The 23,588-nt window shown below is 49.0% G+C and carries 18 protein-coding genes; 13 read left to right on the top strand and 5 right to left on the bottom strand.

Translation table 11 applies throughout. The features are described 5' to 3' along the window. Nucleotides 1-67 precede the first annotated feature (67 nt). Both ilvD and BBG47_RS12600 read right to left on the bottom strand, forming a co-directional pair. Nucleotides 68-1,753, bottom strand: coding sequence for a dihydroxy-acid dehydratase (gene ilvD / locus BBG47_RS12605; RefSeq protein ID WP_065291984.1), 1,686 nt, complete (start codon nucleotides 1,751-1,753; stop codon nucleotides 68-70). Between the two features lie 288 nt (nucleotides 1,754-2,041). Beyond that, complete coding sequence (locus BBG47_RS12600) at nucleotides 2,042-3,133, bottom strand: acyltransferase family protein (RefSeq protein WP_065291983.1); 1,092 nt, start codon at nucleotides 3,131-3,133, stop codon at nucleotides 2,042-2,044. Nucleotides 3,134-4,251: 1,118 nt separating this feature from the next. Here BBG47_RS12600 and BBG47_RS12595 point away from each other — a divergent pair. From BBG47_RS12595 to BBG47_RS12580, 4 genes are all read left to right on the top strand, one after another. After that, nucleotides 4,252-5,262: a 2-oxoacid:acceptor oxidoreductase family protein gene (locus tag BBG47_RS12595; protein ID WP_065291982.1), complete on the top strand. Its 1,011-nt coding sequence runs from the start codon at nucleotides 4,252-4,254 to the stop codon at nucleotides 5,260-5,262. 29 nt (nucleotides 5,263-5,291) lie between these two features. Then, nucleotides 5,292-7,598: a thiamine pyrophosphate-dependent enzyme gene (locus BBG47_RS12590; protein ID WP_065291981.1), complete on the top strand. Its 2,307-nt coding sequence runs from the start codon at nucleotides 5,292-5,294 to the stop codon at nucleotides 7,596-7,598. Between the two features lie 206 nt (nucleotides 7,599-7,804). Further along, nucleotides 7,805-8,584 (top strand): NAD-dependent protein deacylase, encoded by a 780-nt coding sequence (locus BBG47_RS12585; protein ID WP_251482243.1) that lies wholly within the window; start codon nucleotides 7,805-7,807, stop codon nucleotides 8,582-8,584. A gap of 4 nt (nucleotides 8,585-8,588) precedes the next feature. After that, entirely contained in the window at nucleotides 8,589-10,073 is a 1,485-nt protein-coding gene (locus BBG47_RS12580; protein WP_065291980.1) for an FGGY-family carbohydrate kinase, read from the top strand. Nucleotides 10,074-10,243: 170 nt separating this feature from the next. Here the strand turns inward: BBG47_RS12580 and BBG47_RS12575 are convergent, their stop codons facing one another. Then, entirely contained in the window at nucleotides 10,244-10,456 is a 213-nt protein-coding gene (locus BBG47_RS12575; protein ID WP_065291979.1) for a hypothetical protein, read from the bottom strand. Between the two features lie 35 nt (nucleotides 10,457-10,491). Further along, the gene (locus tag BBG47_RS12570) at nucleotides 10,492-11,445 is read right to left on the bottom strand and encodes an AraC family transcriptional regulator (RefSeq protein WP_083189262.1); all 954 of its coding nucleotides are present in this window, start codon (nucleotides 11,443-11,445) and stop codon (nucleotides 10,492-10,494) included. Nucleotides 11,446-11,613: 168 nt separating this feature from the next. Between BBG47_RS12570 and BBG47_RS12565 the strand changes: the two genes are divergently transcribed. The 5 genes from BBG47_RS12565 (at nucleotide 11,614) to BBG47_RS12545 (ending at nucleotide 18,532) form a co-directional block, all read left to right on the top strand. Beyond that, complete coding sequence (locus BBG47_RS12565; RefSeq protein WP_065291978.1) at nucleotides 11,614-12,819, top strand: galactokinase; 1,206 nt, start codon at nucleotides 11,614-11,616, stop codon at nucleotides 12,817-12,819. Between the two features lie 4 nt (nucleotides 12,820-12,823). Beyond that, complete coding sequence (gene galE / locus BBG47_RS12560) at nucleotides 12,824-13,810, top strand: UDP-glucose 4-epimerase GalE (protein ID WP_065291977.1); 987 nt, start codon at nucleotides 12,824-12,826, stop codon at nucleotides 13,808-13,810. A 13-nt stretch (nucleotides 13,811-13,823) separates the two neighbouring features. Next, the gene (locus tag BBG47_RS12555; RefSeq protein WP_065291976.1) at nucleotides 13,824-15,434 is read left to right on the top strand and encodes a UDP-glucose--hexose-1-phosphate uridylyltransferase; all 1,611 of its coding nucleotides are present in this window, start codon (nucleotides 13,824-13,826) and stop codon (nucleotides 15,432-15,434) included. A gap of 281 nt (nucleotides 15,435-15,715) precedes the next feature. Continuing rightward, on the top strand, nucleotides 15,716-16,588 hold the full coding sequence (locus BBG47_RS12550; RefSeq protein ID WP_028531373.1) for a hypothetical protein: 873 nt from the start codon (nucleotides 15,716-15,718) through the stop codon (nucleotides 16,586-16,588). 411 nt (nucleotides 16,589-16,999) lie between these two features. Next, nucleotides 17,000-18,532 (top strand): copper amine oxidase N-terminal domain-containing protein, encoded by a 1,533-nt coding sequence (locus BBG47_RS12545; protein WP_065291975.1) that lies wholly within the window; start codon nucleotides 17,000-17,002, stop codon nucleotides 18,530-18,532. Nucleotides 18,533-18,667: 135 nt separating this feature from the next. Here BBG47_RS12545 and BBG47_RS12540 read toward each other — a convergent pair whose 3' ends face one another. Next, nucleotides 18,668-19,420 carry an IclR family transcriptional regulator gene (locus tag BBG47_RS12540; protein ID WP_065291974.1) on the bottom strand — a complete coding sequence of 251 codons (753 nt, stop codon included), beginning with the start codon at nucleotides 19,418-19,420 and terminating at the stop codon, nucleotides 18,668-18,670. Nucleotides 19,421-19,656: 236 nt separating this feature from the next. Here BBG47_RS12540 and BBG47_RS12535 point away from each other — a divergent pair, with 236 nt between their 5' ends. From BBG47_RS12535 to BBG47_RS12520, 4 genes are read left to right on the top strand one after another with little or no spacing between them, the layout of a single operon-like run. Continuing rightward, nucleotides 19,657-20,754 carry an ABC transporter substrate-binding protein gene (locus tag BBG47_RS12535; RefSeq protein ID WP_021256972.1) on the top strand — a complete coding sequence of 366 codons (1,098 nt, stop codon included), beginning with the start codon at nucleotides 19,657-19,659 and terminating at the stop codon, nucleotides 20,752-20,754. Nucleotides 20,755-20,785: 31 nt separating this feature from the next. Continuing rightward, nucleotides 20,786-21,895, top strand: a complete 1,110-nt coding sequence (locus BBG47_RS12530; protein WP_065291973.1) for an ABC transporter ATP-binding protein — start codon at nucleotides 20,786-20,788, stop codon at nucleotides 21,893-21,895. 3 nt (nucleotides 21,896-21,898) lie between these two features. Further along, nucleotides 21,899-22,762: an ABC transporter permease gene (locus BBG47_RS12525; protein WP_065291972.1), complete on the top strand. Its 864-nt coding sequence runs from the start codon at nucleotides 21,899-21,901 to the stop codon at nucleotides 22,760-22,762. Continuing rightward, on the top strand, nucleotides 22,759-23,577 hold the full coding sequence (locus tag BBG47_RS12520; protein WP_021256969.1) for an ABC transporter permease: 819 nt from the start codon (nucleotides 22,759-22,761) through the stop codon (nucleotides 23,575-23,577). The genes BBG47_RS12525 and BBG47_RS12520 overlap by 4 nt, the downstream gene beginning before the upstream one ends. The last annotated feature ends 11 nt before the right edge of the window (nucleotides 23,578-23,588 follow it).

Here is a 23,588-nt window from a genome sequence, read left to right as displayed (position 1 = left end):
AACAAGAAGCCCGCTCGGTATAGCAGAGCGGGCTTCCTTATTGCAACAATACGTATTAAAAATAGAATTAGATCTTTAAAATACCGCCTTGGCTTGCATTCGTAACGAGCTTGGAGTAGCGGGCGAGATATCCGGACTTCACCTTCGGCTCGAAGCCTTTCCAACCAGTACGACGTCGTTCAAGCTCTTCATCGGATACTTGGAGCTCGATCTTGCGGTTGTTAAGGTCGAGTTCAATAATATCCCCATCTTCAACGAAAGCGATTGGGCCGCCTTCTGCTGCTTCAGGAGAGATGTGACCAATGCTGATGCCGCGGGAAGCGCCAGAGAAGCGTCCGTCTGTAATCAGACCTACCTTAGCGCCCAAGCCCATGCCGACAATTTGCGAGGTTGGAGCAAGCATCTCAGGCATGCCTGGACCGCCTTTAGGGCCTTCATAGCGGATGACTACTACATGGCCTTCCTTGACTTTGCCGTTCGCGATACCAGCCAATGCTTCGTCCTGGGAGTCGAAGCAGATTGCAGGGCCCATGTGATGTCCGCCAACGGATGGATCAACCGCGCCTACCTTAACAATCGCGCCTTCTGGAGCCAGATTGCCGAACAGAACGGCCAAGCCGCCGCGCTCGCTGTGCGGGTTATCCAAGGTGTGAATCACATCGGTATTGAGAATTGGGCTGTCCGACACATTCTCACGCAATGTATTGCCTGTTACGGTAATGCACTCGCCGTGAAGGGCGCCTTCCTTCTTGAACAGCTCGTTCAGAACCGCGCTAACGCCGCCAGCGTTGTGCACATCTTCAATATGATAATCGGAAGCAGGCGCAATCTTGGCCAAGTGAGGCACACGCGCTGCTACTTCGTTAATACGTTCAATTGGATATTCAAAGCCAGCTTCTCTTGCAATAGCAAGCGTATGAAGCACCGTATTCGTGGAGCCGCCCATCGCCATATCAACGGCAAAGGCATTGTCGATAGCTTCCATTGTTACGATGTCGCGCGGCTTAATGTCCTTCTCAATGAGACTCATCAGCTGCTTCGCGGATTTCTTGACGAATTCGCGGCGCTCAGGCGCTACAGCAAGGATCGTTCCGTTGCCCGGAAGCGCAATTCCGAGTGCTTCTGCCAAGCAGTTCATGGAATTGGCTGTGAACATGCCGGAACAGGATCCGCATGTTGGACAACCATACTGCTCCAATTCTTGAAGTCCTTTATCGTCAATCTTGCCGGCTTGATAAGCACCAACACCTTCGAACACGCTGGAGAGGGAGATGGAGCGGCCGTTGGAATCCTTACCAGCCTTCATTGGCCCGCCGCTGACGAATACAGTCGGGATGTTGACGCGCAATGCGCCCATAATCATACCTGGTGTAATCTTGTCACAGTTCGGAATACACACCATACCGTCGAACCAGTGTGCGGATACAACGGTTTCAAGGGAATCCGCGATAATCTCACGGCTTGGCAGCGAGTAGCGCATGCCGATATGGCCCATGGCAATCCCATCATCGACGCCAATGGTATTGAATTCAAATGGAACGCCGCCAGCTTCGCGAATGGCTTCCTTTACAATTTTACCGAATTCCTGCAAATGTACATGACCGGGAACGATATCGATATACGAGTTGCATACTGCAATGAACGGCTTGTCGAAATCTTCTTCCTTAACGCCTGCGGCACGCAGCAAACTGCGGTGAGGCGCACGATCAAAGCCCTTTTTAATCATGTCTGAGCGCATCTTTTTGGCTGTCATATGGTAAACCTCCATCTCATGTCCTTCCCGTCGCGCGGGACGAGTCCTATTTTTCTACTTTTTAATAAAATCGAACTTTTGAATGGCTTTTTCTAGTGCTTGCCAATGGGTTTCTTAGTAGTCTATCACAACTGTTGGGGTTTTTCTACCAATCCATTCTAGGCGAACACGCTGTTGCACGCACAAAAACACCGCAAGAAAACAGCATGCAAAAATGCAGATTCTCGCGGTGTTTGGACAATGATTGTGGGCTGAAATCAGCTCGTATGTGACAACAAGAATAATCGATTAGCTGTGCTTGATTTTCGCGCGCAAAAGCTTATGGCGTATCCATCCAGCAATCGCATCCCACTTCGGCTCAATAATTGGATGGAGCCATGCCGTAACCTGCGGCTGCGCCAGCAGAACAGCACCGACAATGGACGCTGTGATCAGCAGTGCTGCGCTCCAGCCTGACGTAATATGGGCATATACACCTGTCAGCACGACGAACCGAATGATTAGCCCATGAAGGAGAAACACGTACAAAGTTCGCTTGCCTAAGCTCGTTAAATGAGTTTCCCGTATTGGCACCCAAGCCAAGAAGGCAGCGGAAGCTACTATCTGCGTCAAGTAGATGACGGTACGGTTGAATAGGGCAAGCCAACCGGACTGTGTCCATCCAAGCTCATGGAAGGTCATATGATTCATGAACCAGATAGGATTAATAGGCTCAGACATCACGTAGAGCACTACAAGCAGTGTTATGGATATGGAAATCCCTATATACCGCACGAACGGTGTCAGCCATGCCCGAAATCGCTCATAAGAGAATGTGTACCCAATAACGAAGAACGGCAAATAGACGACCGAACGAGAAATGCCGAGCCATGCGCCCTGGAGCGGCAGAAAGCCGACTAGAAATCCTAGTACAATGGAGATAAGCAGTGGATGACTTATCGAAAAACGCGTGAACATTTTCATCATAAGTCTCCAGAATAGATGGCCGACTAAGAACCAGAGCAGTAAATATGGAATGAAAAAGGAATGACTAATGCCAGGTACGCGAAACACAAGATAATCAAGCAGCGAGTAGATCGTTTGAAAAATAATATATTGAAGTGCGATTTGCTTCAGGATACGAATACCTGCCGCACCGTTTAGATTGCTGCGTGCAAAATATCCTGTGATGAACACGAATAAAGGCATGTGGAACGTAAAAATCCAAAGGAAAATAGCTTTCATCTCAGGCATGCGCATGATGAGTGGTTCAATCGCATTGCCGACAAAGACGCATACAATTAGTAGAAATCGCAAATTTAAGCCGAACGTCTCTCCACTTTTCTTTAACGTTGACGGCCCGCATCCGGGGGCAGTGGGGATACTAAGGTGCTCCCGCATGATGGTTCCCTCCTTACCTAGGTGTAGTCGGTTTACGGATTTCTCTTTGAATGTGGCACCGTAAGCCGGCGAGCTCATTAGCTGTCATTTATAGATTCAACGTAACATAGAAGGTAAGCATACATTGTGATGTTAATCACAAATAACGCTTTCAATTGTGCCCATTGTTTGCAGCCAGTTAAGACTGCTTAATTCAGTTGACTAGTTGGCAAATATAGGGTTATGATAAGCCGTAATAGAGCATATTTCTACAAGAAAAGAAGGGAGATGACAATTGCAACCGCTACCATTTTGTGGTGCGTAATTTGATTCGTAATAACTCGTGACAACCGTACTCCTTCTTAATTTGGGGCTGCGGATATTTGCTAGCATTGGTATATTCCTTTTATGGATAGAAACATAGCATTTCCCCAACATTGAGAGAGCTGCTTATCATCGGCTCGCGCGCTTGCAATGGATTCAATTAGGCATGATTGAGCCCCGACAGTCATAACATAATAGACCTCTAGCATATATGTTACGAACTATGACACATGTCTTTATTTGAGGCAGATCATAACTTTTTGAATCAAATCTTACTTCGGCACACGGTATCTAATCCGTATGCGTGCATGATCATGCATGGCATTGCACGACTTTTCACCTCAACCTTCAAGGATCTATTGGATTCTCATTCTCACATTACCACGCATCTGGGCTGTCTAGTCTTTTCATTCTATTAGATTGCAGTCATTCATTATTCACATTTCATCGATTGGTCAATTTACCCTTAGTCATTAGTGACATAAATCATACTTTGTACCATTCCATCAGACTTACCATTTTGTCATACCGTAACAAGTGCGAGTTACCAATGTTTCATTTGTGGTGCATTCGTGGTGCAGCGCAGATCACTTAGAACTGGTTCGTCACATTTAGTGCGGGTAAAGTGGTGTATTTTGCTGCCCGAATTCAGTCTAAGTTAACCTGCATCCTGCAAATCAATGCGGACGATGTGAACAACCTCCACCATTTTCGGTTCTATCTGTCTACGAGACAGCTGCACATAACGACAAAGGTTCTGCTCCCAGCGTTGTAAGCGCCGTTAGGGGAGGAGCAGTTAGGAAAGGAGTGCCTACATGGTTACACTGCCTAAAGTAAATGATCTAGGTTTTTTTGAAATCCGATTGGAATCAATCGGGGGGCTTGGAGCGAATTTGGCCGGCAAAATGCTGGCTGAAGCTGGAGTTACCGGCAGCGATTTGAACGGCGTCAGCTTTTCCTCATATGGATCAGAGAAAAAGGGTTCTCCAGTTAAGGCGCACATCCGGTTCTGCATGCCAGAAACGCTAATCCGAGATACGACACCGGTGGAACGTCCTCATATCGTGGGTGTTTTTCATGAGTCTTTATACAAGACAGTCAATGTAACGAGCGGCATATATGAGGACAGCCTCATACTCGTCAACTCTGCCAAATCTCCTGAGGAACTGAAGGAGAAGCTGAAGCTGCCGGGTGGAACCATCGCGGTGGTCGATGCAATCGGAATTGCATTGGAAGAGAAAAATCGCGTGAATATGGCGATGCTCGGTGCGCTGTTCCGCTTATGCGACTTCTTGGATGCGGAGCAAATGAAGAGCGTTATTCGCAAATCACTGGAAAAAAAATATCCGGGGGCGGTTCAGCCAGCGCTGAATACGTTCCAACGTGGATATGATGAAGTGAAATTCCAGTCATTTTCCTTCCCTGAGGGAGTTCTGCTGCCGAAGCCAATTCGTTGGGATACGCCAGCGCTTGGATATGAGACGCAGCCTATCGGCGGTACCGTCGTGAATCCAGGCAACTCCATTTTGAAGGATCTAAGCATCTCTCGTGCCGGTATGATGCCGCACTTTGCCTCAGATAAATGTATTCATTGCGCGGCCTGTGATAATGTGTGCCCTGATTTTTGCTTTGTGTGGGAAGAACAGCCGGACAAGAAGGGTCGACCGCAAATGTTCCTCCAAGGCATTGATTATCAATATTGCAAAGGCTGCTTGAAATGTGTATATGCATGTCCTACAGAAGCATTGACCGATGAGCGGGAAGAGGACGGATATGCGGATGAACATCGTGTTCCGCATATGTTCGAGCTGGCTGAACGCCATTGATAGATAGAAGGTAAGGAGGATGAGTAGCTATGGCAATTGAGTATGAAAAAGAAGTGACCGGCGGTACGGTTGAGCAGCGGATGGTGTATGAGTCAGGCAATGAAATGGCTGCATATGCCGCACATCAAATTAATTATCATGTTATGGGCTATTTTCCGATATCGCCATCAACAGAAGTGGCACAATTCCTTGATCTGATGAAGGCGAACGGACAGCATGACATTAAGCTAATTCCAGCAGACGGTGAGCATGGATCGGCAGGAATATGCTATGGAGCCTCGACTGCAGGTGGACGGGTATTCAATGCGACGAGTGCGAACGGATACATGTATATGCTTGAACAAATGCCTGTCCAATCAGGTACGCGATTCCCGATGGTCATGAATTTAGTGTGCCGCTCCGTATCGGGTCCGTTGAACATCCATGGGGATCATTCGGATTTGTACTTTGCACTGAATACAGGCTGGCCGATTCTGCTCTGCCGAGATCCACAAGCGGTGTACGATATGAACATTATGGCGCTTAAGCTTGCAGAGGATCCAGAGGTTCGGCTTCCAGTGCTAGTTGCATTCGATGGCTACTTCACCTCGCACCAGAAGCGGCGTGTTCAGACCTTCGCGAAGCGAGAAGACGTACATCGCTTCGTTGGCGAACAGCCAGTGCGCGGATTCGCTGATACACTGGATCGCAATAATCCGATCACGGTAGGGCCTTATATGAATGAGCCGGATTATATTAATAACTGCTATCAGCAGTCCATGGCTATGTATAAGGCAGAAGAGGTATTCGATCGCATCCGCACCGAATATGCTGCGCTGACGGGACGAGATTATCCGATTCTGGATTTATATCGGATGGAGGATGCAGAAGTAGCTGTATTCCTGCTTAATTCCGCAGCGGAAATTATTAAGGATGTCGTCGATCAGCTTCGGGAGCAGGGAATTAAAGCCGGTTCCATATCGCCGAACATCATCCGCCCATTCCCAGCGAAGGAGATAGCGGATGCGCTGGCTCATATTAAAGTCGTGACAGTGGGAGACCGTGCTGATTCTTATGGCGGTCACGGCGGCAATATGGTCAATGAAGTGAAGTCGGCACTGTTCACGCATGGTAACCGTGATACGATGATTATCAGCCGTATTTACGGGCTTGGCGGCAAGGATTTCTATGCTGAGGATGGTCATGCACTGTTCGAGTGTGCCATTGAGGCAGCACAGAAGGGGTATGTGGAGAAGCCATTCGATTACCATGGTCATACGCCTGGTGACCCAGCCAAGGCCCCGCAGCGTGTCATTGAACCGATGAAATATGAAGATTTGAAGACAGGACTAATTACGGTGAAGCAGGATGAGGAGTCCGGCAAGCTAAGAGTCCGCGTTCCGCCGCTGCGCCAATTGACGAAGAAGCCGAAGCGAATTGCTCCAGGCCACGGCGCGTGTCCAGGCTGCGGCATCTTTTCCGGTCTTGAGCTGTTCTTCAAGGGGATCGAGGGGGATATTGTAGCACTGTTCCATACGGGCTGCGCAATGGTTGTCACAACCGGGTATCCTTACTCTGCCCACAAGGCGACATATATTCACAACCTGTTCCAGAATGGGGCAGCAACGCTGTCCGGAGTCGTCGAAATGTTCTGGGAACGGAAGCGGCGCGGTGAGCTGGATCACCTGAACCTGCCAGATGATTTCACGTTTGTGATGATTACAGGCGATGGCGGGATGGATATCGGTATGGGGCCGGCGATTGGAGCGGCTCTGCGCAATCATAAGATGATTATTTTGGAATACGATAATGAAGGCTACATGAACACGGGTGCGCAATTATCATATTCGACTCCGCTTGGCCACCGCACTTCGACCTCTAACGTAGGCAAAGTGCAGGCGGGCAAGATGTTCCATCATAAGGATACCGCGCAAATTATGGCGGCAACGAACATTCCATATGTCTTCACAGGCAGTGAAGCATTCCCACAGGATTTGCTTAAGAAGGCGGCTAAAGCACAATGGTATGCTCAGAATGAGGGGCTTGTATACGGCAAAATTTTAATTACCTGTCCTCTTAACTGGCTGTCCGAAGACAAGCTGGGCACACAGATTGTCAATGCAGCCGTAGATTCCTGCTTCTTCCCGTTGTATGAAGTGGAACAAGGGGTTACAACAATTACGTACAATCCGGAGGATAAGAATAAGAAAGTCCCGTTACTCGAATGGCTGGTTATGATGGGCAAGACGAAGCATATGAGCAAGCCGGAGAATGCAGAGGCGCTGCAGTCGTTCGAGCAAGAAGTAGAGCGGCGCTGGAATGTGCTCAAGGCGAAGAGCGAGAACCCGTATCTATAATAAGCTAGGTATATATTTTACTCAATCCATATAGGCCTGAGAACGCATCTGTACTTGATGCCTTCTCAGGCCTTCTTCGTAGGAGCAGAAGAATAGCTTGTCAGTGTGGGATCGCGCATGCCGCCCTTGAAATCTTTCCCTAGATGAATAGGTACGGTATACTTAAAATTGAACTATTTAGGTGGAAAAGGGAGGAAGCGACGACGATGACAGAACAAATGAATCCTATTCTTCATGCTCATGCAGAGGAGCTGGCAGATTTATTGCGCAGCAGCAGGCATGTTGTTTTTTTTGGCGGAGCAGGAACATCGACAGAGAGCGGGATTCCCGATTTCCGATCGGACAATGGGGTATTTGCGGATGATGAGGCATTCCGATATCCTCCGGAAGTCATGCTGAGCCGCTCCTTCTATGATCGTGATCCGGCGACGTTCTATCGTTTCTATCGCGCGAAGATGCTGCATCCCTCTGCGAAGCCGAATGGAGCGCATCGTGCATTGGCCCGGCTAGAAGAGGATGGTATCGTGTCGGCAGTCGTCACACAAAATATTGATGGACTGCACCAAGCAGCAGGCAGCAAGGAAGTATGGGAGCTTCATGGCTCGGTGCACCGGAACCGCTGCACCGCTTGCGGAGCGGAATATGGACTGGATGCAGTGCTGAACAGTGAACAGGTTATCCCTTCCTGCAAGCAATGCGGAGGGACATTGAAGCCTGATGTTGTACTGTATGAAGAGCAGTTGAATGATGCAGTTATCTCAAGAGCGATTGAACGGATCCGGGAGTCGGATCTGTTAATCGTGGGCGGTACTTCGCTTACTGTGCAGCCAGCGGCCAGCTTTGTTCGATTAGCAACAAAGGCGAAGCTGGTGCTGATGAATCGGACGGCGACGAGCATGGATGGACATGCGGATGCGGTATATCGTGAACCAATGGGGGAATTGTTCGCACTCGCATATTACAAGATGACAGGGAAAGAGGTATAGCCCTATGCGCATGATCGGGGTTGACCTCGGGACGACCAATCGCAAGGTCGGACTATTCGATGAGTCAGGCAGACTTCTAGGACAAGCGAGTCGTCCAACCGTTACCGTAGATACGAATGAAGGCTACGTTGTATATGATCCAGATGCGATGTGGAATGACGTATCCGAAATGGTTCGCGAGCTAATGGATGCTCACGGTGAAGTTCCTGTTGATTATATCGGGATTACGAGCATGGCGGAGAGTGGACTGCTCGTGAACCGTCATACGGGCAAGGTGCAATCTCCGCTCCTGCCGTGGTTCGACACATGCTCTTCCGAGCAAGCGGAGCGGGTTCGTCAAGAAGGAACGCCGTTGGAGCTGTTCCAGCGCACAGGCTTGCACCTGTCGTTCAAGCATGGATTGCCGAAGCTGCTCTGGCTGAAGGATCGAGAGGCGGGTATGTTCGAGCAGGCTGTGTGGCTGTCCGTATCGGGATATATTGCATACCGATTAACTGGTGCAATGGCCTTCGACCCATCGCTTGCGACGCGAACATTTGCATACAGTATGGAGACGGACAGCTGGGATGTCCCGTGGATTCGGCATTTCGGATTGGATGAGCAGATTTTCCCAGAAGTTCTGCCAAGCGGCACACCCCTAGGAACTGTAGCGCCGGAGGTAGCGGGAGCCCTTGGTCTGTCTGCCCATACACGAGTTGCAATTGGCGGGCATGATCATGTCTGTGCAGCACTTGCAGTTGGGGCTGTGCAGCCGGGTGACGTATATGTTTCTATGGGAACAGCAGAGACGCTCGTTGGCACAATCGCGAAGCGTCCACTCGGACAAGCAGAGTTTGATACCGGATTATCCTACGGCTATCATGTTGTGCCGGGTTATCACTTCTGGATGGGTGGCAATGCTTCTTCAGGCGGTGCAGTGGAATGGATTCGGAGACAGCTTGCCGATGAGACATTGTCCTACGAAGAGATTAAGCAGCTCATGAACGATGTGAACGATGGCCCGGGGGAAGCTCTGTTCTTCCCGTATTTATCGGGAAGCGGCGCCCCTTATCCGAATTCGAAGACGCGTGCTGCCTTTATCGGTCTGTCCAAGTCGCACGGCAAGAAGGAGCTATTGCGGGCAGTATTTGAAGGTACGGCTTATCAGCTGGAGATGATTCGTCAAAGTGCGGAACGCAATTCGGAGCATGAGATTCGCAATATGTGCGCAGTTGGAGGCGGAACAAGGCTTCCTGCATGGTTGCAAATGAAGGCGGATATATCGAATGCAACGCTCGTCGTGCCGCCTATTGAGGAGGCGACGATGCTTGGCGCTGCATGCGCAGCTGCACTTGGGGGCGGGTATTATGCCCATGCAGAGGAAGTGCGTCAGGCGATGCAAAGTCGAGGCGTAGACACCTATCACCCTCATGCAGAGCGTCACCTTCGTTATCGACAGGTATACGACTCACGCTATATGCCTTTCGCTGAAGTGCTCCGCGAGATGTAGCGATCCATTACAGAGAAATGAAAGTTCCATCGGCGTGGAAAGACAGAGCGGGATTCATAACATAAGCATGGAAACAACTACAGCATTAGAGTGAGTATGTCAGTCACACATAAGAAGGAGCGACGCCTTTTTTCTGTTCAACAGGGCGACGCTCCTTTTTGTTAGATAGATCAGGATTTATGAGATGGATTCAGCTTGTCTACCGCACGGCGGAACAGCTCGCCAACTGCGCTAGTCTGCTTGTGATCCTGTACGTAGACTCCACCAGTATTCGTAAGGTCTTGAATAAGCTCTGAAATGGATTTGGATGCAGCTTCCTTACGACTGGATTCCGCTAATCGCGCCTGCTGCTCCCACTCTTCCTTGATGCTCAGTCTTTTCATAGGTGTTCCCTCCTAATTCTTGGTGTACATCCATACTAAGATTTACGCTGATAAGTGCTGTCGGGTTGCATAACTTGATTGCGATAGGTTGTAGGAGGCTGTCCATAGAACCGCCGGAATTGTCTCGAAAAATAGAGCGCATCAGGGATGCCGACCGAGGCGGCTATATGCTCAACCGTCAGATCAGGGCGTTCTCGAAGCAATTGGCGGCCCTTATCGATGCGCAGCTTCAACAGGAAGGTAACAGGTGTCATGTCCGTTATCCGCTTGAATATGCGAGAAAAATAGGCCCTGCTGTACCCTAAACTCTCCGCGATATGCTCGATAGATAATGGATGCGCATATTGAGTAGACATCATCTGGATAGCCTGCCGTACGGTCTGCTGCATTTCAGACTCGGGACGCAGCCTATTCGTGTCATCCAATTGCCGCTGCATGCCTGCATATTTCGCCATAATGAGATGGAGACAGCCGTGTGCAATCAGATCTGCTGCTACACTTCGCTCTTGAAATGCTGCAGTAATGTGCTTCATCTGATAGGGAACATCCATGCGATCGTCTGCACGAATAATGGGGGTTTGTTCCGAGAACCCAGCACGGCCTACGAGGTCATCAGCAGAACTGCCTTGAAAGGCAATCCAGCAGTATTTCCATGGCTGCGCTGCATCGGATTCATAGCTGACGAGGCGTCCGGGTGCGATGAGGAACGCATCTCCCGCCTGAAGCTCGTAAGTTTTCGTTTCCGTTGAAAATTTTCCCTGTCCATCCATGATATGATGAAGCAAATAGTAGTCGTAAAGTTTAGGGCCGACCTTATGAGAGGGGACGGTCTGGCTTTCCCCTGCAAATAGAACGCGTATTCCTTCTTGTTCGACGTAAGTTGGATTTGATGCAACCGTATAGGTCTCTAGAGCGCTGACGACACTAGCCTCTGCATCGATCGTTGCAGTTGCTGCCTCTGCCGCTTCATAATTAAGGGAGTCAGTCATAATGAGATCCTCCTTGCGTGTCCAATAATTGTATTGTAGCATGAAAATGATGGTAGAGTCACATAAGTCCATATGTAGCGCACATCGATATATTACGGAATCCAGCGGATATTCGTATGATTGATGTAACGGTATCGTATCCACGTGAAACAACGGGAGGTCATTGTAATGGATGCAAGCAAACTACTGGCAGGTTTTGAACAACGATATGGAACGAGTTCTGCACCGGTTCGTTTTTTCCATGCTCCAGGACGAGTGAATTTGATTGGAGAGCATATTGACTATAATGGAGGATATGTGCTCCCTGCCGCATTGGAATTCGGGACGACTCTATTAATTCGTGAACGTGAGGATCAATGCATACGACTGGCGTCGACGAATTTTGAATATCAGCTGGATATTGAGCTGCATGCACTTGGTGATGCGAAGCAGGATCAATGGACAGATTATCCAATCGGAGTCATGAATCAGCTCTCGCAATCGGCTCGTGGCTTGACTATAGGATATGAGCTGCTGTTCCACGGAGATATTCCGAATGGGGCAGGATTGTCCTCTTCTGCATCGCTGGAAGTGGTGACCGCTTATGCGCTGCTTACGATGGAAGGGCACAGTATCGATCGAACAGACATCGCTGTATTGTCCCAGCGAGCAGAGAATCAATTCGTCGGCGTGAATTGTGGCATCATGGATCAATTCGCAGTATCGCAAGGCAAGCTGGATCATGCCATTCTATTAATGTGCGATACGTTGGAATATACGCATGTACCTTTCCAGACAGAGGGGTACTGTCTTATTATCGGCAATACGAATAAGCGCCGCGGGCTAGTCGATTCGAAGTACAATGAGCGCAGAGCACAGTGTGATGAGGCGGTACGGGCGCTGCAAGCTACATATCCGCATATGACGCTGCTGGCGCAGCTTACCGCGGAGCAATTCGAAGCTGCGGCCGATACGATTGCCGATGATATCGTGCGTGCACGTGCAGCGCATGTCATTGCAGAGCATGATCGCGTGAAGCAGTCGGTTGAGGCGCTGAAGAACAATGACCTGATTCGTTTCGGCGAATTGATGAATGCATCGCATGACTCCTTGCGTGATTTGTATGAAGTCAGCTGCAACGAGTTGGATATTATGGTAGAGGAAGCACGACATATCGAAGGGACACTTGGTTCTCGAATGACGGGAGCAGGATTTGGCGGCTGCACGGTATCGCTCGTACGTGAAGGGGATGCTGAACAATTTGTCGCGCAAGTAGGTTCCGCATATGAACAGCAGACCGGATTACATCCGGAATTTTATATCTGTCGCGTAGGAGATGGGGTAAGAGAGATCAAGCCTTCTATACAGACAGCAACAATTGGTGAGGAGTGGTAATAGCATGGCAGTATTAGTTACAGGTGGAGCAGGGTATATTGGTTCGCATACGGTTGCAGAATTGCTGGCGCGCGGTGAAGAGGTCGTGATTGTAGATTCGTTAGAGACTGGACATAAAGATGCGGTTCTTGGCGGTACGCTTCATATTGGTGATATTCGCGATAGCGCATTTCTCGATTCTGTATTTGCGCAACATTCTATTGATGCAGTCATTCATTTTGCTGCCTACTCACTTGTAGGCGAGAGCATGAGCAATCCTGCGAAATATTACGATAACAATGTCCACGGCACGCTTGTTCTGCTTGAAGCGATGCGCAAGCATCAAGTGTCCCGGATTGTATTCTCATCAACTGCAGCAACTTATGGGGAGCCGGAGCGCACACCGATCGAAGAGACAGAAGCGACGAACCCGACGAATGTATACGGGGAGACGAAGCTGACGATGGAGCGGATGATGCGCTGGTTCGATCAAGCACATGATATTCGCTACGTTTCGCTGCGTTACTTCAATGCGGCTGGCGCTCATGCGAATGGCAAGATCGGCGAAGATCATAGACCTGAGACGCACCTCATTCCACTTGTATTGCAGACAGCACTTGGCCAGCGGAAGGAAATGAAGGTGTTCGGCAACGACTATCCTACAGCTGACGGCACATGCATTCGTGATTATATCCATGTCAGCGACTTGGCTGATGCCCATGTGCTGGCAGTTGAATACTTGCGCGGCGGCGGTCAGAGCGATGTGTTCAACCTGGGCAGCGGCAACGGGTTTTCGGTTCTGGAAGTGATCCAGACAGCAGAACGGGTTACGGGAAGAAGTGTACCAACTGTGGTGGAAGAGCGCCGAGCCGGAGACCCTGCTGTGCTTATCGCATCGGCTAACAAAGCGAAGTCTGTTCTGGGCTGGAATCCGAAGCGGGATGATCTGAATGTGTTGATCGAGAGTGCTTGGAAATGGCATCAAGCACGTCCACACGGATACGATAGCTGAGGAGGAATGCGAGATGACACAAGGTGTGGAAGGATTAGCTCTGTCGCGAGCATCTGCCCAGCGGGCAAGCTTCGCGGTTGAGACCTTGATTCGATATGCAGTACATCATGATCTGATGAATCGGCTTGATATGCCCTATGTTCGCAATCAGCTATTAGCTTTATTCCAATTGCCAGAGCCTTGTTCAAGCTTCCGAGATGGGCAATGGGAAGCAATTCCGGATGAACCGCATCCTATACTCGATGAGCTGCTGGATTATGCCTATGAGAGCGGCATTCTTCCAGATTGCACTATTACGCAGTGCGATCTACTTGATGCTCGGATTATGGGGCTTCTCATGGCGCGTCCTTCTGAGATGCAGGACCGTTTCCAACGGATACGGATGACGGATGGAATGGAGCGGGCAACCGATGATTTCTATCGTCTCAATCAAAAGTGCAATTATATTCGGACTGATCGTGTCCGCAACAATGAATACTGGCTCCATATGAGTGAGTTCGGTGAAATCGAAATGACGATCAACTTGTCGAAGCCGGAGAAGAATCCGCAGGAAATTGCGCTTGCTGCACAGTTGTCCGCATCTCACTATCCCGAATGTCTGCTCTGCGCGGATAATGTAGGGTATGCAGGAAGACTGGATCATCCTGCCCGGCAAAATTTGCGCATTCTCCCAGTGGAGTTGAACGGAGAATCCTGGTATTTCCAATACTCGCCGTATGTGTATTATAACGAGCACAGCATTATTTTCAACAGTGAGCATATTCCGATGAAGCTAACGCGTAATACGTTTGCACGTTTGCTGCACTTTACGGAGCAATTCCCGCATTATTTCATTGGTTCTAATGCTGACCTGCCCATTGTAGGCGGATCGATCCTCAGTCATGATCATTTCCAAGCGGGCAGACATACGTTCCCAATTGAACGAGCGCCGATCGAGACTCGGTTCACGCATTCGGCATACCCTGGCGTAACCGCAGGGATTGTTCGCTGGCCGATGTCAGTACTGCGCCTGCAAGGTGAGCAGCCGGATGTCCTGCTTCAATGTGCGGATGAAATCTATGAGCAGTGGAAGCTGTACAGTGATGACAGCGTAGGGATTGCAGCGAGTACGACTCGTGGCGGGGAATCGATTCGTCACAATACGATTACGCCAATTGTAAGGCGCCGGGGTTCGTTATTCGAGATGGACTTGGTGCTTCGCAACAATCGCACAGATGAGGTTCACCCTGAGGGCATATTCCATCCACACCGAGAGCATCACCATATTAAGAGAGAAAATATCGGCTTAATTGAAGTGATGGGGCTTGCGATTCTCCCAGGGCGTCTGAAGCAAGATATTGAGCGGATTACGACTCTGTTGTCCGAACAAGGACAATGGGGGGAGGCAAGGGATCAACTGAAAGAAACCGATAGCCTATATCCTCATCGTGTTTGGGTGGATCAATTACTGGATCAATACGGGATTATGGCAGTTGATAAGGCTAGACAGGTCATTTTGCATGAGATCGGCAATAAGTTTGTGACCATACTGGGTCAAGCGGGCGTATTCAAGCATGATGAGTTGGGACGCGAGGCCTTCTGCCGCTTCGCCATGGCATGTGGGTATGAGCAAGTAAAGCCATGAGCGAATTTTGGAAGACATCGTAATATTAACAATTGAATCCTATTGATACTTAAATATAAGTGATGCTGAATTCTATTAATACTGAGATATAAGAGATACTGAATTCTGTTGATACTGAGATGTAAGTGATAGTGAAACATAAGTATTAACGAGTGTTGCTGAGTGTTATTGATTGTTAGTATAAACGATTGAATCGCATAGATAGTAAAGTACGTAATAGTTCCATTAAAGCAGTATAGAGAGAAGATCAAAAGGGAATGAGGACGGAAGGGGGAGCGGCAGTGGCTGCTTTACAGATGAATACCATTCAGCATGAACGCTGGGGCGAGAGTTTGCACCTAGAGAATGGAACCTATGAGGTAATTGTGCCGCTAACATTTGGCATCCGAATTATGCATTTCAGCTTATGCGGTCAAGAAAATATGCTGTTCGAGGATCGTGAAGGGGCAATCCGCCAGGAGGGAGAAGCGTTCCATGCCTTAGGCAGCGACGGTTGGCTGCTTCGCGGCGGGCATCGGTTATGGGCAAGTCCAGAAGCTTATCCACGGACGTACACGCCGGATGATCGGCCTATTGAATACGTACGAACAGCGTCAGGCGTGAGATTGATTGCTCCGGTAGAACCATGGACGCAATGCGCCAAGGAGATCGAGCTGATTTTTCAGCAAGACGACGTCGTTGTCATCCACCGTATTGCCAATAAGGGAGCATGGCCGATTCAGCTGGCACCGTGGGCGATCACGGTTATGGCACCGGGTGGTACAGCTGTTGTTCCGCAGATTACAAGAGATACCGGCCTGCTCCCGAACCGCTCCATTTCGCTGTGGCCATATGCTGCTATGAATGATGAACGGGTGACATGGGGAGAACGACACATCGAAGTGAAGCAAGTTGCTCACCTGAAGCAAGCGTTCAAGTTCGGTATGCTTCAAGAGGAGGGCAAGGCGTCTTATACAAGAAATGGAATCGTTTTTGAGAAGCGCTATGAACCGATTTCTGGTGCGAGTTATCCGGACGGGGGCTGCTCCTTTGAATTGTATACGAACGAGCATATATTGGAACTAGAGTCACTCGGACCGCTTGTTACCTTGGAACCAGAAGCTGTAGCAACCCATCAGGAAGTGTGGAGCTTGGCTCCAATCAAGGTTCTGTAATTTGCAATGTGGAATGAAGCGGAGTTCAGTGATTTTCCACAATGAACGAATAGCTAATTAGATGTCTAGTACTTCCATATGATGATTGAATAGGCATTGCTACAATTGGCGCTGTTCGCTGTATTCTTGGAATATAGCTGGCAGCGCTTTTTCTATTCAGGCAGTGAGACGGTTGGAGGACTGCTGATATAGATGGAGATGAATTGCAAGAACAACTACAAGAACAACCACTAGAGTAATTGCAGGAGTAACTGCAGCCAACAGGGGATCTCCGATATATTGTTGGAATTATTTCTTTACACGGTATTCCGATGTCCTTCATAATGGTCATGAGATACATACAGCTTACGTATCGGAGCGGAATTGTAAAGGCAGGTATTCGATATGAAATGGAAAGAGGGGAAACGGGACATGAAAACATGCAAGTGGTTAGCAATGTGCATGGCGGCAGTGCTTGTGCTGCTTACAGGCTGTCAATCAATTGGCGGACTTGATGTAACGAAGGTCATGAAGAAGCAGCTGGACATCAACTCGTATGAAGCACAGCAGACGATGAGCATTCATTTTGAGCCGGCATCTGGCAAGCTGCAAGATGATGATACTGCAATGATAAAAGCATTCAACGATGCGCAATTGACGATTCAAGTGAAGGCGCAGGATGCCCAGCGTTTTTCGATGAGTGGCAAGCTGAAGGTGGCAAGCGACGAGGTTCCGTTCACAATCGGCTGGAAAGACAATCGCATGGCGCTTAAGCTGGAGGGAGCTAAATCCCCTATTGTAATGAGCAATGATATGAATACTCAACTTTTATCTACTGTTCAACCTGCCTCAAAGCAATTGAAGGCTTTTACTGAATCTACGATAACGCTATTTGGCAAGCATGCACCGAATCCTCAAAATGCATCTGTAAAGCAAGTCACAGAGCAAATAATGGGACAATCGCTGCCATTATCGCAGCTCCATATTGAATTCGGAGGCAATGAACTGGTGCCATGGGTGAAGCAACTGCTTCAATCCGCTCTGAAGGACGAAGAGGGCATGAAGGCTTGGTTTCTGGAAATGGGCAAGTGGTACGTACCGATGCTAACGGCTGCGCTAGCGCAAGCAGCTCCTGAGATGGAGGGAGAGGTTCCAGATATGCTGAAGGATGGCGAGGCATTTGGATTATCGGCGTACAAAATGTTCAAGGAACAGCTGCCATCCATCATTTCACAGCTGGATCAAGGTTATGAGGCTTGGGTGAAGAGCAATCCGGACGCGGCCGTTCTGCTCGGGCCAGATACGAAGCTCGTCTTGGATCTGTATGCAGATCAGGAATCGAATATTCGCAAGCTGAATGCATCGCTGGCGATCGCTGTTCCGGCTTCTGCTGGCGCTCCGTTCAAGAAGGTTACCATTAACCAATCAACCGAATACAGCAACCTAAATGGTAATGTGAAGGTGGATGACGTGGATTTCTCCTCTTACGTATCCCTAACAGATCCAGAGATGACGCCTGGCAAGTGGCTCAGACATTTCGACCCTTCATCTGTAGCGCACAAATGGCTGAAGCAAGTGGGAGTAACGAAGAAGTGGACGACAATCCCAGTCTCAACAACGAACTATGACGACTGGTTCTATGATGATATGGCGCTGCCGTATACGAAGAGTGGAACGATGATGGTTCCGCTGCGCTTTATTACGGAGGAATTCGATGCGAAGCTGAAATGGGAAGGCAAGACGAAGCTGACCATAACTGATGATATTACGGGAGCAGTAGCGGAACTAACGATGAATAGCAAGCAGGCGAAGGTTGGTGGGCAGACGCTTGTCATGCCGCTAGCACCAGAAGTGAAGGATGGGCAATTATATGTTCCGCTCCGCTCACTGTCGCAAATGCTAGGCTTCACGTTTACGATCAATAAACATGACGGGTCGCAGTGGCTCGAACTGAACCGTGAGTAACGGTTACGGTATGCTAATCGTACTCATCTAATAGCAAAACAACAATAAGGGAAGCGGATTAAGGGGAAGGTTCCTCTTCAATCCAGCTTCCCTTATGTATGATGAGGGCGATGCGTTGCTTGCAAGGATACGCGTCTAACTAAAGCCGTGCAGGCGCGACATCTCTTGGGTCACCTGCAGCAGCATGCTGATCCAGCGATCGACATGAGGCTCCATTCGATCACTCGGGCCGATTAAGCTAATAGATGCATGTACAGAGCCATCACCATGGAAAATCGGTGCAGCAATGCCGGTTACGCCAATATTGCGCATGTTCGAGCTCATCTCATAGCCCTGTTCACGGATATTTGCAAGACGCTCGCTCATTTGCTCGCGCTCCGTGATGGAGTAGTTCGTGAAGGCAGTCATTGGTTCTTCAAGCAAGGTCTGCTGCAGCGACTCCGAACTATAGGCCAGAATAACGCGCGAGGCACTTGTCGCATAGAGCGGAAACCGCCTATAGGCATCAATGATAAAGCGGATTGGCAGCGGGGAGTCGAGCTTGTCGACATAGATAGCATCCTGCTGATCGCGAATACATAAGCATACCGACTCCTTCGTCAAGTCTGCGAGCTGCTGCAAGTAAGGTCTTGCAAAGCTGACCATATCATCATCATTTTTTACCTTATTTCGTAATTCCAGCAGTGTATACCCTAATGAATACAGCTTCGTCCGTGGATGCTGCTTGATCAGTCCTTCGCTCTCCAAGGTGGTCAGCATTTTATGGACAGCCCCCTTAGACCACTGCAATTCGAGGCTTAAATCCGTGACTCCCCATTCCTTCGATCCGTGAAGAAACAGCTTCAGCAGTGTACAGCATTTCTGAACGGATGACAGATAGTGCTCCATATTCTCTCTCCTATGATCGTACTAGCCGATATTTTCAATTGATGGCATGATGCTGACAAATGGAAATATGGCGTTGTTCAAGTAATTGTGCGAGGCTGGGTACAAATTGTGTTAAAATGTGACAAATTTCATGGTTCTATATTGAACATACCATGCCCCTATGCTAAAATCAAACCAAGATTCACCAATTATAAACACTGTTCACGAATAGTGAACAAATTTGGGGGAGGAATACAATGAAAGCACGTCGCTGGGCATCATTGATATTAACTTTAACCTTGATCGGCTCTTTGTTGGCTGCTTGCGGATCTTCAAATTCCAGCAGCAAAGATGGAAGCGGTTCCAATGGTTCGTCTGTGGAAGGTGAACTGGTTATCGCCGGGAATGGAGCTACGGTGGAGACCTTGATGAAGGACGAAATTTTCAAAAAGTTCAATGAAAAATACCCAGACGTAAAGCTGTCCTATGTATCGGGCGTATCGACAGATATTGTGGCCAAGGTCACGGCGCAGCAGGGATCTCCGCAAATTGATGTAGCCGTCATTGAAGGTGGCGAGCAGGAGGCAGGCCGCGAGAAGGGACTATGGGAAGCACTCGATCCTGCACAGATTCCGAATATGTCCAAAGTTGACGAACAACTGAAGATCAATGAAAACAGCGGCGTAACGGTCAACTATACCCCAATGGGCATCTCATACAATGTCAAGCTGGTGAAGGAGAAGGGACTGCCTGTACCGGAGTCTTGGAATGATCTTGCTCTTCCTGCCATGAAGGGAAATATTACGCTGACAGAAATGTCGAGCAACTTCGGCCGTTCAGCCACCATTATGCTTGCTTATGCCAATGGCGGTTCTGAGAAGGACATGGCTGCAGGCTTCGATAAACTGAAGACAATCGCAGGTTATATGCCGACATTCGCGAAGACTGCGGCTCAGCTGCAGCAGAATTTGCAAAATAACACGGCAGCCTATACAGCTTGGACGATGGCAAGAAGTATCGTACAGAAGGATCAAGGCGTGGACTTGCAGTTCGTCATTCCGAAAGAAGGCGCCAACATCGTGCCGAACGTCGCTTCCTTAATCAAGGGTGCGAAGCATCCTAATGCGGCCAAAGCATTCATCGATTTCCTGCTGACGGACGAAGTACAGACGCTGTACGCGACGAAGTTGTATTACAACACGGCTGTTGATGTGAAGCTGCCTGAGGATACGGCGAAGCTGCTTGATTTTGATAAAAGTAAAATTGTGAAATTTGACTATGGTGTCATTAGTGACAATACGAAGCAATGGCTCGATCAGTTCAATAAGGAAGTAGCACCTCTCGTAGGTAAATAACTTATAGATAATCAGGATGGGGGATATGCTCATGACGATCACGTACGACGTAGAATTGCAGGGCGTTCATAAGCGCTTCGGTGGAACGGTCGTCGTTGACAATTTCAACTTGGGAGTGGAACGGGGAGAGTGTGTTACTTTCCTCGGGCCCTCGGGTTGTGGGAAGACGACGACATTAAATATGATCGCCGGCTTCTTAGAACCGGATGGAGGAGAACTGCGAATTAAAGGCAAATCCATGCGTGGTGTTCCTGCGAATAAACGAGATCTCGGCATGGTATTTCAGACGTACTCTTTATTTCCGCATATGACAGTCGGGGAAAATGTTGCATACGGCTTGAAGCTGAGAAAGACATCGAAGTCGGAGATGGCGGATCGCGTGAAGAAGGTGCTTGATCTCGTGAAGCTTCCGCATGTCATTGATCGATATCCGAAGCAATTGTCAGGAGGACAGCGGCAGCGGATCGCTATCGCTCGGGCACTTGTGACGGAGCCGTCACTGCTGCTGCTGGATGAACCGCTTAGTAATCTCGATGCGAAGCTAAGAGAGGAATTAAGGGAGGAAATGAAGCGTCTGCAGCAGGAAATCGGCGTAACGACGATATTTGTCACACATGATCAAGAAGAAGCAATGTATCTCTCTGATCGAATTGTCGTGCTTGATCACGGAGCTGTAGAGCAGATTGGGACTCCTGAGCAAATCTATCATGAGCCAGCCTCAGCGTTCGTGCATGAGTTTATTGGCAAATCCAATCGCTTCGAAGCTACTGTCGTTGCTGTAAACGATCATTGGGGGGAGCTGCGTACAGCAGGAGGAATAAGGCTGAAGGCTGAACGGAAGGGATACTCGTTCAAGGAAGGAGAGCAGGTGCTCGCTTATGTCCGGCCTGAACATATTCGAATGGAAGCGGCACGATCGGAAGCTGGAGATTCCTCGATTGAATCCAATTGCTCGCATGGAGCTGTTTCGCTGGTGTCCTTCCTTGGCTCATATGGAGAGATGGTTGTACGAACAGCCGATGGTTTGATCAGTGTGCGAACTCATTCCCAGCGTCGTCATCAGCATGTGTCAGACGAACAGCTGGTGAAGCTTACATGGGATGAGCAAGATGTCATCGTCTTCCCGCGGAAGGAGGGCTAGCATATGGCGAAGCCCGCAGGAAGTAAGTCCTGGGCAGCTCTACTGCTGCTTGTTCCCAGCCTGATCGTGATACTGGGTGTATTTGTACTGCCGATGCTGTACATGTTCGTAATTAGCATTCGTGAAGATGGAGGAACTGGTGCATTCACACTGGAGCAATATGTATTATTTTTTCAAGATCCGTACTATGTAGAGGTGCTGTGGCGAACAATCAAGCTTAGTCTGTACACAGTTATCGTGTGCCTGCTACTTGGCTATCCCGTAGCCATGTATATGGCGCAGGCAACGCCCAAAATGCGGGGATTCATTACGTTTCTCATTATTTCTCCTCATCTTATTAGCGTCGTCATCCGGAATTTCGGCTGGGTGGTCATCTTAGGCGACAATGGCTTCATTAATAACACCCTTATCTCGCTAGGAGTAATTGAGAAACCGCTGCGTCTGTTGTACAACGAGCTTGGCGTCGTTATCGGCCTTGCAGATTCATTAATTGTCTATATGGTACTTGCGATTGCAACGAGCCTATATGCAGTAGATGCTTCCCTGTATAAGGCCGCAGGGATACTAGGTGCTTCCCGTTCGCGGATGTTCTTCAGTGTGACGCTGCCGCTAAGCATGCCTGGCATATTTGCCGGCACGACGCTTGTGTTCAGCTTGGCGATGAGTGCCTTTGTCACGCCTGCACTTATGGGGGGGACATCTGTGAAGGTAATGCCGGTTATCGCCTACGAGAAGATGATGGCTGCCTATGATTGGTCGCTTGGCGCAGCGCTTGCCTTTTTGCTTCTTGGCTCGACGCTTGGCCTCGTGGCTCTATTTACACGATTGGTTGAGACGAAACGATATAAGGAGGTGTTCTCGTCATGATGAACGAATCGAAACGATTTCGAATTTCGCCGCTTGGCATCATTACGTTTCTCGTCGTTCTAATGGTCATATCGCCGCTCCTTATTATCGTGCCCACCTCATTTACTTCGACGGGGGTGCTTCGCTTTCCACCAGAGGGCTTTTCGCTGCAGTGGTATGTGAAAATTTTTGACCGTCCAGAGTTCATTGAGTCATTTTGGGTAAGTGTGAAGCTGGCATCCATTACAGCTGTAATCGCGACAATCATTGGTACACTGGCTGCATTCGCACTGCACAAATATAAGCCCAAGGGGAGTGGAGCGATCAACGCGCTGCTCTTGTCCCCATTGACAGTACCTTCCTTGATTATAGGGATATCTGCACTTCTATTTTTTACGAGAATTGGACTTGCTGGTACCTTTACGGGGTTGCTGCTCTCTCATATCTTGATCTCGGTACCATACGTCGTACGGCTTGTGCTGACCGGGCTCAGTTCCTTCGATTATACATTGGAGCGGGCTGCGGCTATTCTAGGTGCGAATCCGATTCGCACGTTTTGGGACATTACCCTGCCAGTTATCCGGCCTGCTATTTTCTCAGGAATGGTGTTTGCGTTTCTGACGTCATTCGATAATGTCACGGTATCCTTATTCTTAATATCTCCATCAACGACAACACTTCCGATGGCTATCTTCAATTATATGCAGGAATCGTTAACACCGCTTGTCGCGTCTATTTCTTCCATCATGATATTGCTAAGTCTCGTATTTATCTTCATCTTAGAACGGGTGTACGGGTTGGATCGATTGTTCGGCTCCAATTCGCAATCCCATTAAGGCAGGTAAAG

It is taken from the genome of Paenibacillus sp. KS1 (genome assembly GCF_001680695.1).
Taxonomy (GTDB): domain Bacteria; phylum Bacillota; class Bacilli; order Paenibacillales; family Paenibacillaceae; genus Paenibacillus_B; species Paenibacillus_B suaedae.
The sequence above is the reverse complement of the archived record's forward strand: the minus strand, read 5'-3'. Positions and strand labels throughout refer to the sequence as shown.

What these genes read in the sequence shown, in the direction of transcription:
- ilvD (WP_065291984.1), bottom strand. Translation starts at nt 1,753, where the DNA reads ATGACAGCCAAAAAGATGCGCTCAGACATGATTAAAAAGGGCTTTGAT.
- BBG47_RS12600 (WP_065291983.1), bottom strand. Translation starts at nt 3,133, where the DNA reads ATGCGGGAGCACCTTAGTATCCCCACTGCCCCCGGATGCGGGCCGTCA.
- BBG47_RS12595 (WP_065291982.1), top strand. Translation starts at nt 4,252, where the DNA reads ATGGTTACACTGCCTAAAGTAAATGATCTAGGTTTTTTTGAAATCCGA.
- BBG47_RS12590 (WP_065291981.1), top strand. Translation starts at nt 5,292, where the DNA reads ATGGCAATTGAGTATGAAAAAGAAGTGACCGGCGGTACGGTTGAGCAG.
- BBG47_RS12585 (WP_251482243.1), top strand. Translation starts at nt 7,805, where the DNA reads ATGACAGAACAAATGAATCCTATTCTTCATGCTCATGCAGAGGAGCTG.
- BBG47_RS12580 (WP_065291980.1), top strand. Translation starts at nt 8,589, where the DNA reads ATGCGCATGATCGGGGTTGACCTCGGGACGACCAATCGCAAGGTCGGA.
- BBG47_RS12575 (WP_065291979.1), bottom strand. Translation starts at nt 10,456, where the DNA reads ATGAAAAGACTGAGCATCAAGGAAGAGTGGGAGCAGCAGGCGCGATTA.
- BBG47_RS12570 (WP_083189262.1), bottom strand. Translation starts at nt 11,445, where the DNA reads ATGACTGACTCCCTTAATTATGAAGCGGCAGAGGCAGCAACTGCAACG.
- BBG47_RS12565 (WP_065291978.1), top strand. Translation starts at nt 11,614, where the DNA reads ATGGATGCAAGCAAACTACTGGCAGGTTTTGAACAACGATATGGAACG.
- galE (WP_065291977.1), top strand. Translation starts at nt 12,824, where the DNA reads ATGGCAGTATTAGTTACAGGTGGAGCAGGGTATATTGGTTCGCATACG.
- BBG47_RS12555 (WP_065291976.1), top strand. Translation starts at nt 13,824, where the DNA reads ATGACACAAGGTGTGGAAGGATTAGCTCTGTCGCGAGCATCTGCCCAG.
- BBG47_RS12545 (WP_065291975.1), top strand. Translation starts at nt 17,000, where the DNA reads ATGAAAACATGCAAGTGGTTAGCAATGTGCATGGCGGCAGTGCTTGTG.
- BBG47_RS12540 (WP_065291974.1), bottom strand. Translation starts at nt 19,420, where the DNA reads ATGGAGCACTATCTGTCATCCGTTCAGAAATGCTGTACACTGCTGAAG.
- BBG47_RS12535 (WP_021256972.1), top strand. Translation starts at nt 19,657, where the DNA reads ATGAAAGCACGTCGCTGGGCATCATTGATATTAACTTTAACCTTGATC.
- BBG47_RS12530 (WP_065291973.1), top strand. Translation starts at nt 20,786, where the DNA reads ATGACGATCACGTACGACGTAGAATTGCAGGGCGTTCATAAGCGCTTC.
- BBG47_RS12525 (WP_065291972.1), top strand. Translation starts at nt 21,899, where the DNA reads ATGGCGAAGCCCGCAGGAAGTAAGTCCTGGGCAGCTCTACTGCTGCTT.
- BBG47_RS12520 (WP_021256969.1), top strand. Translation starts at nt 22,759, where the DNA reads ATGATGAACGAATCGAAACGATTTCGAATTTCGCCGCTTGGCATCATT.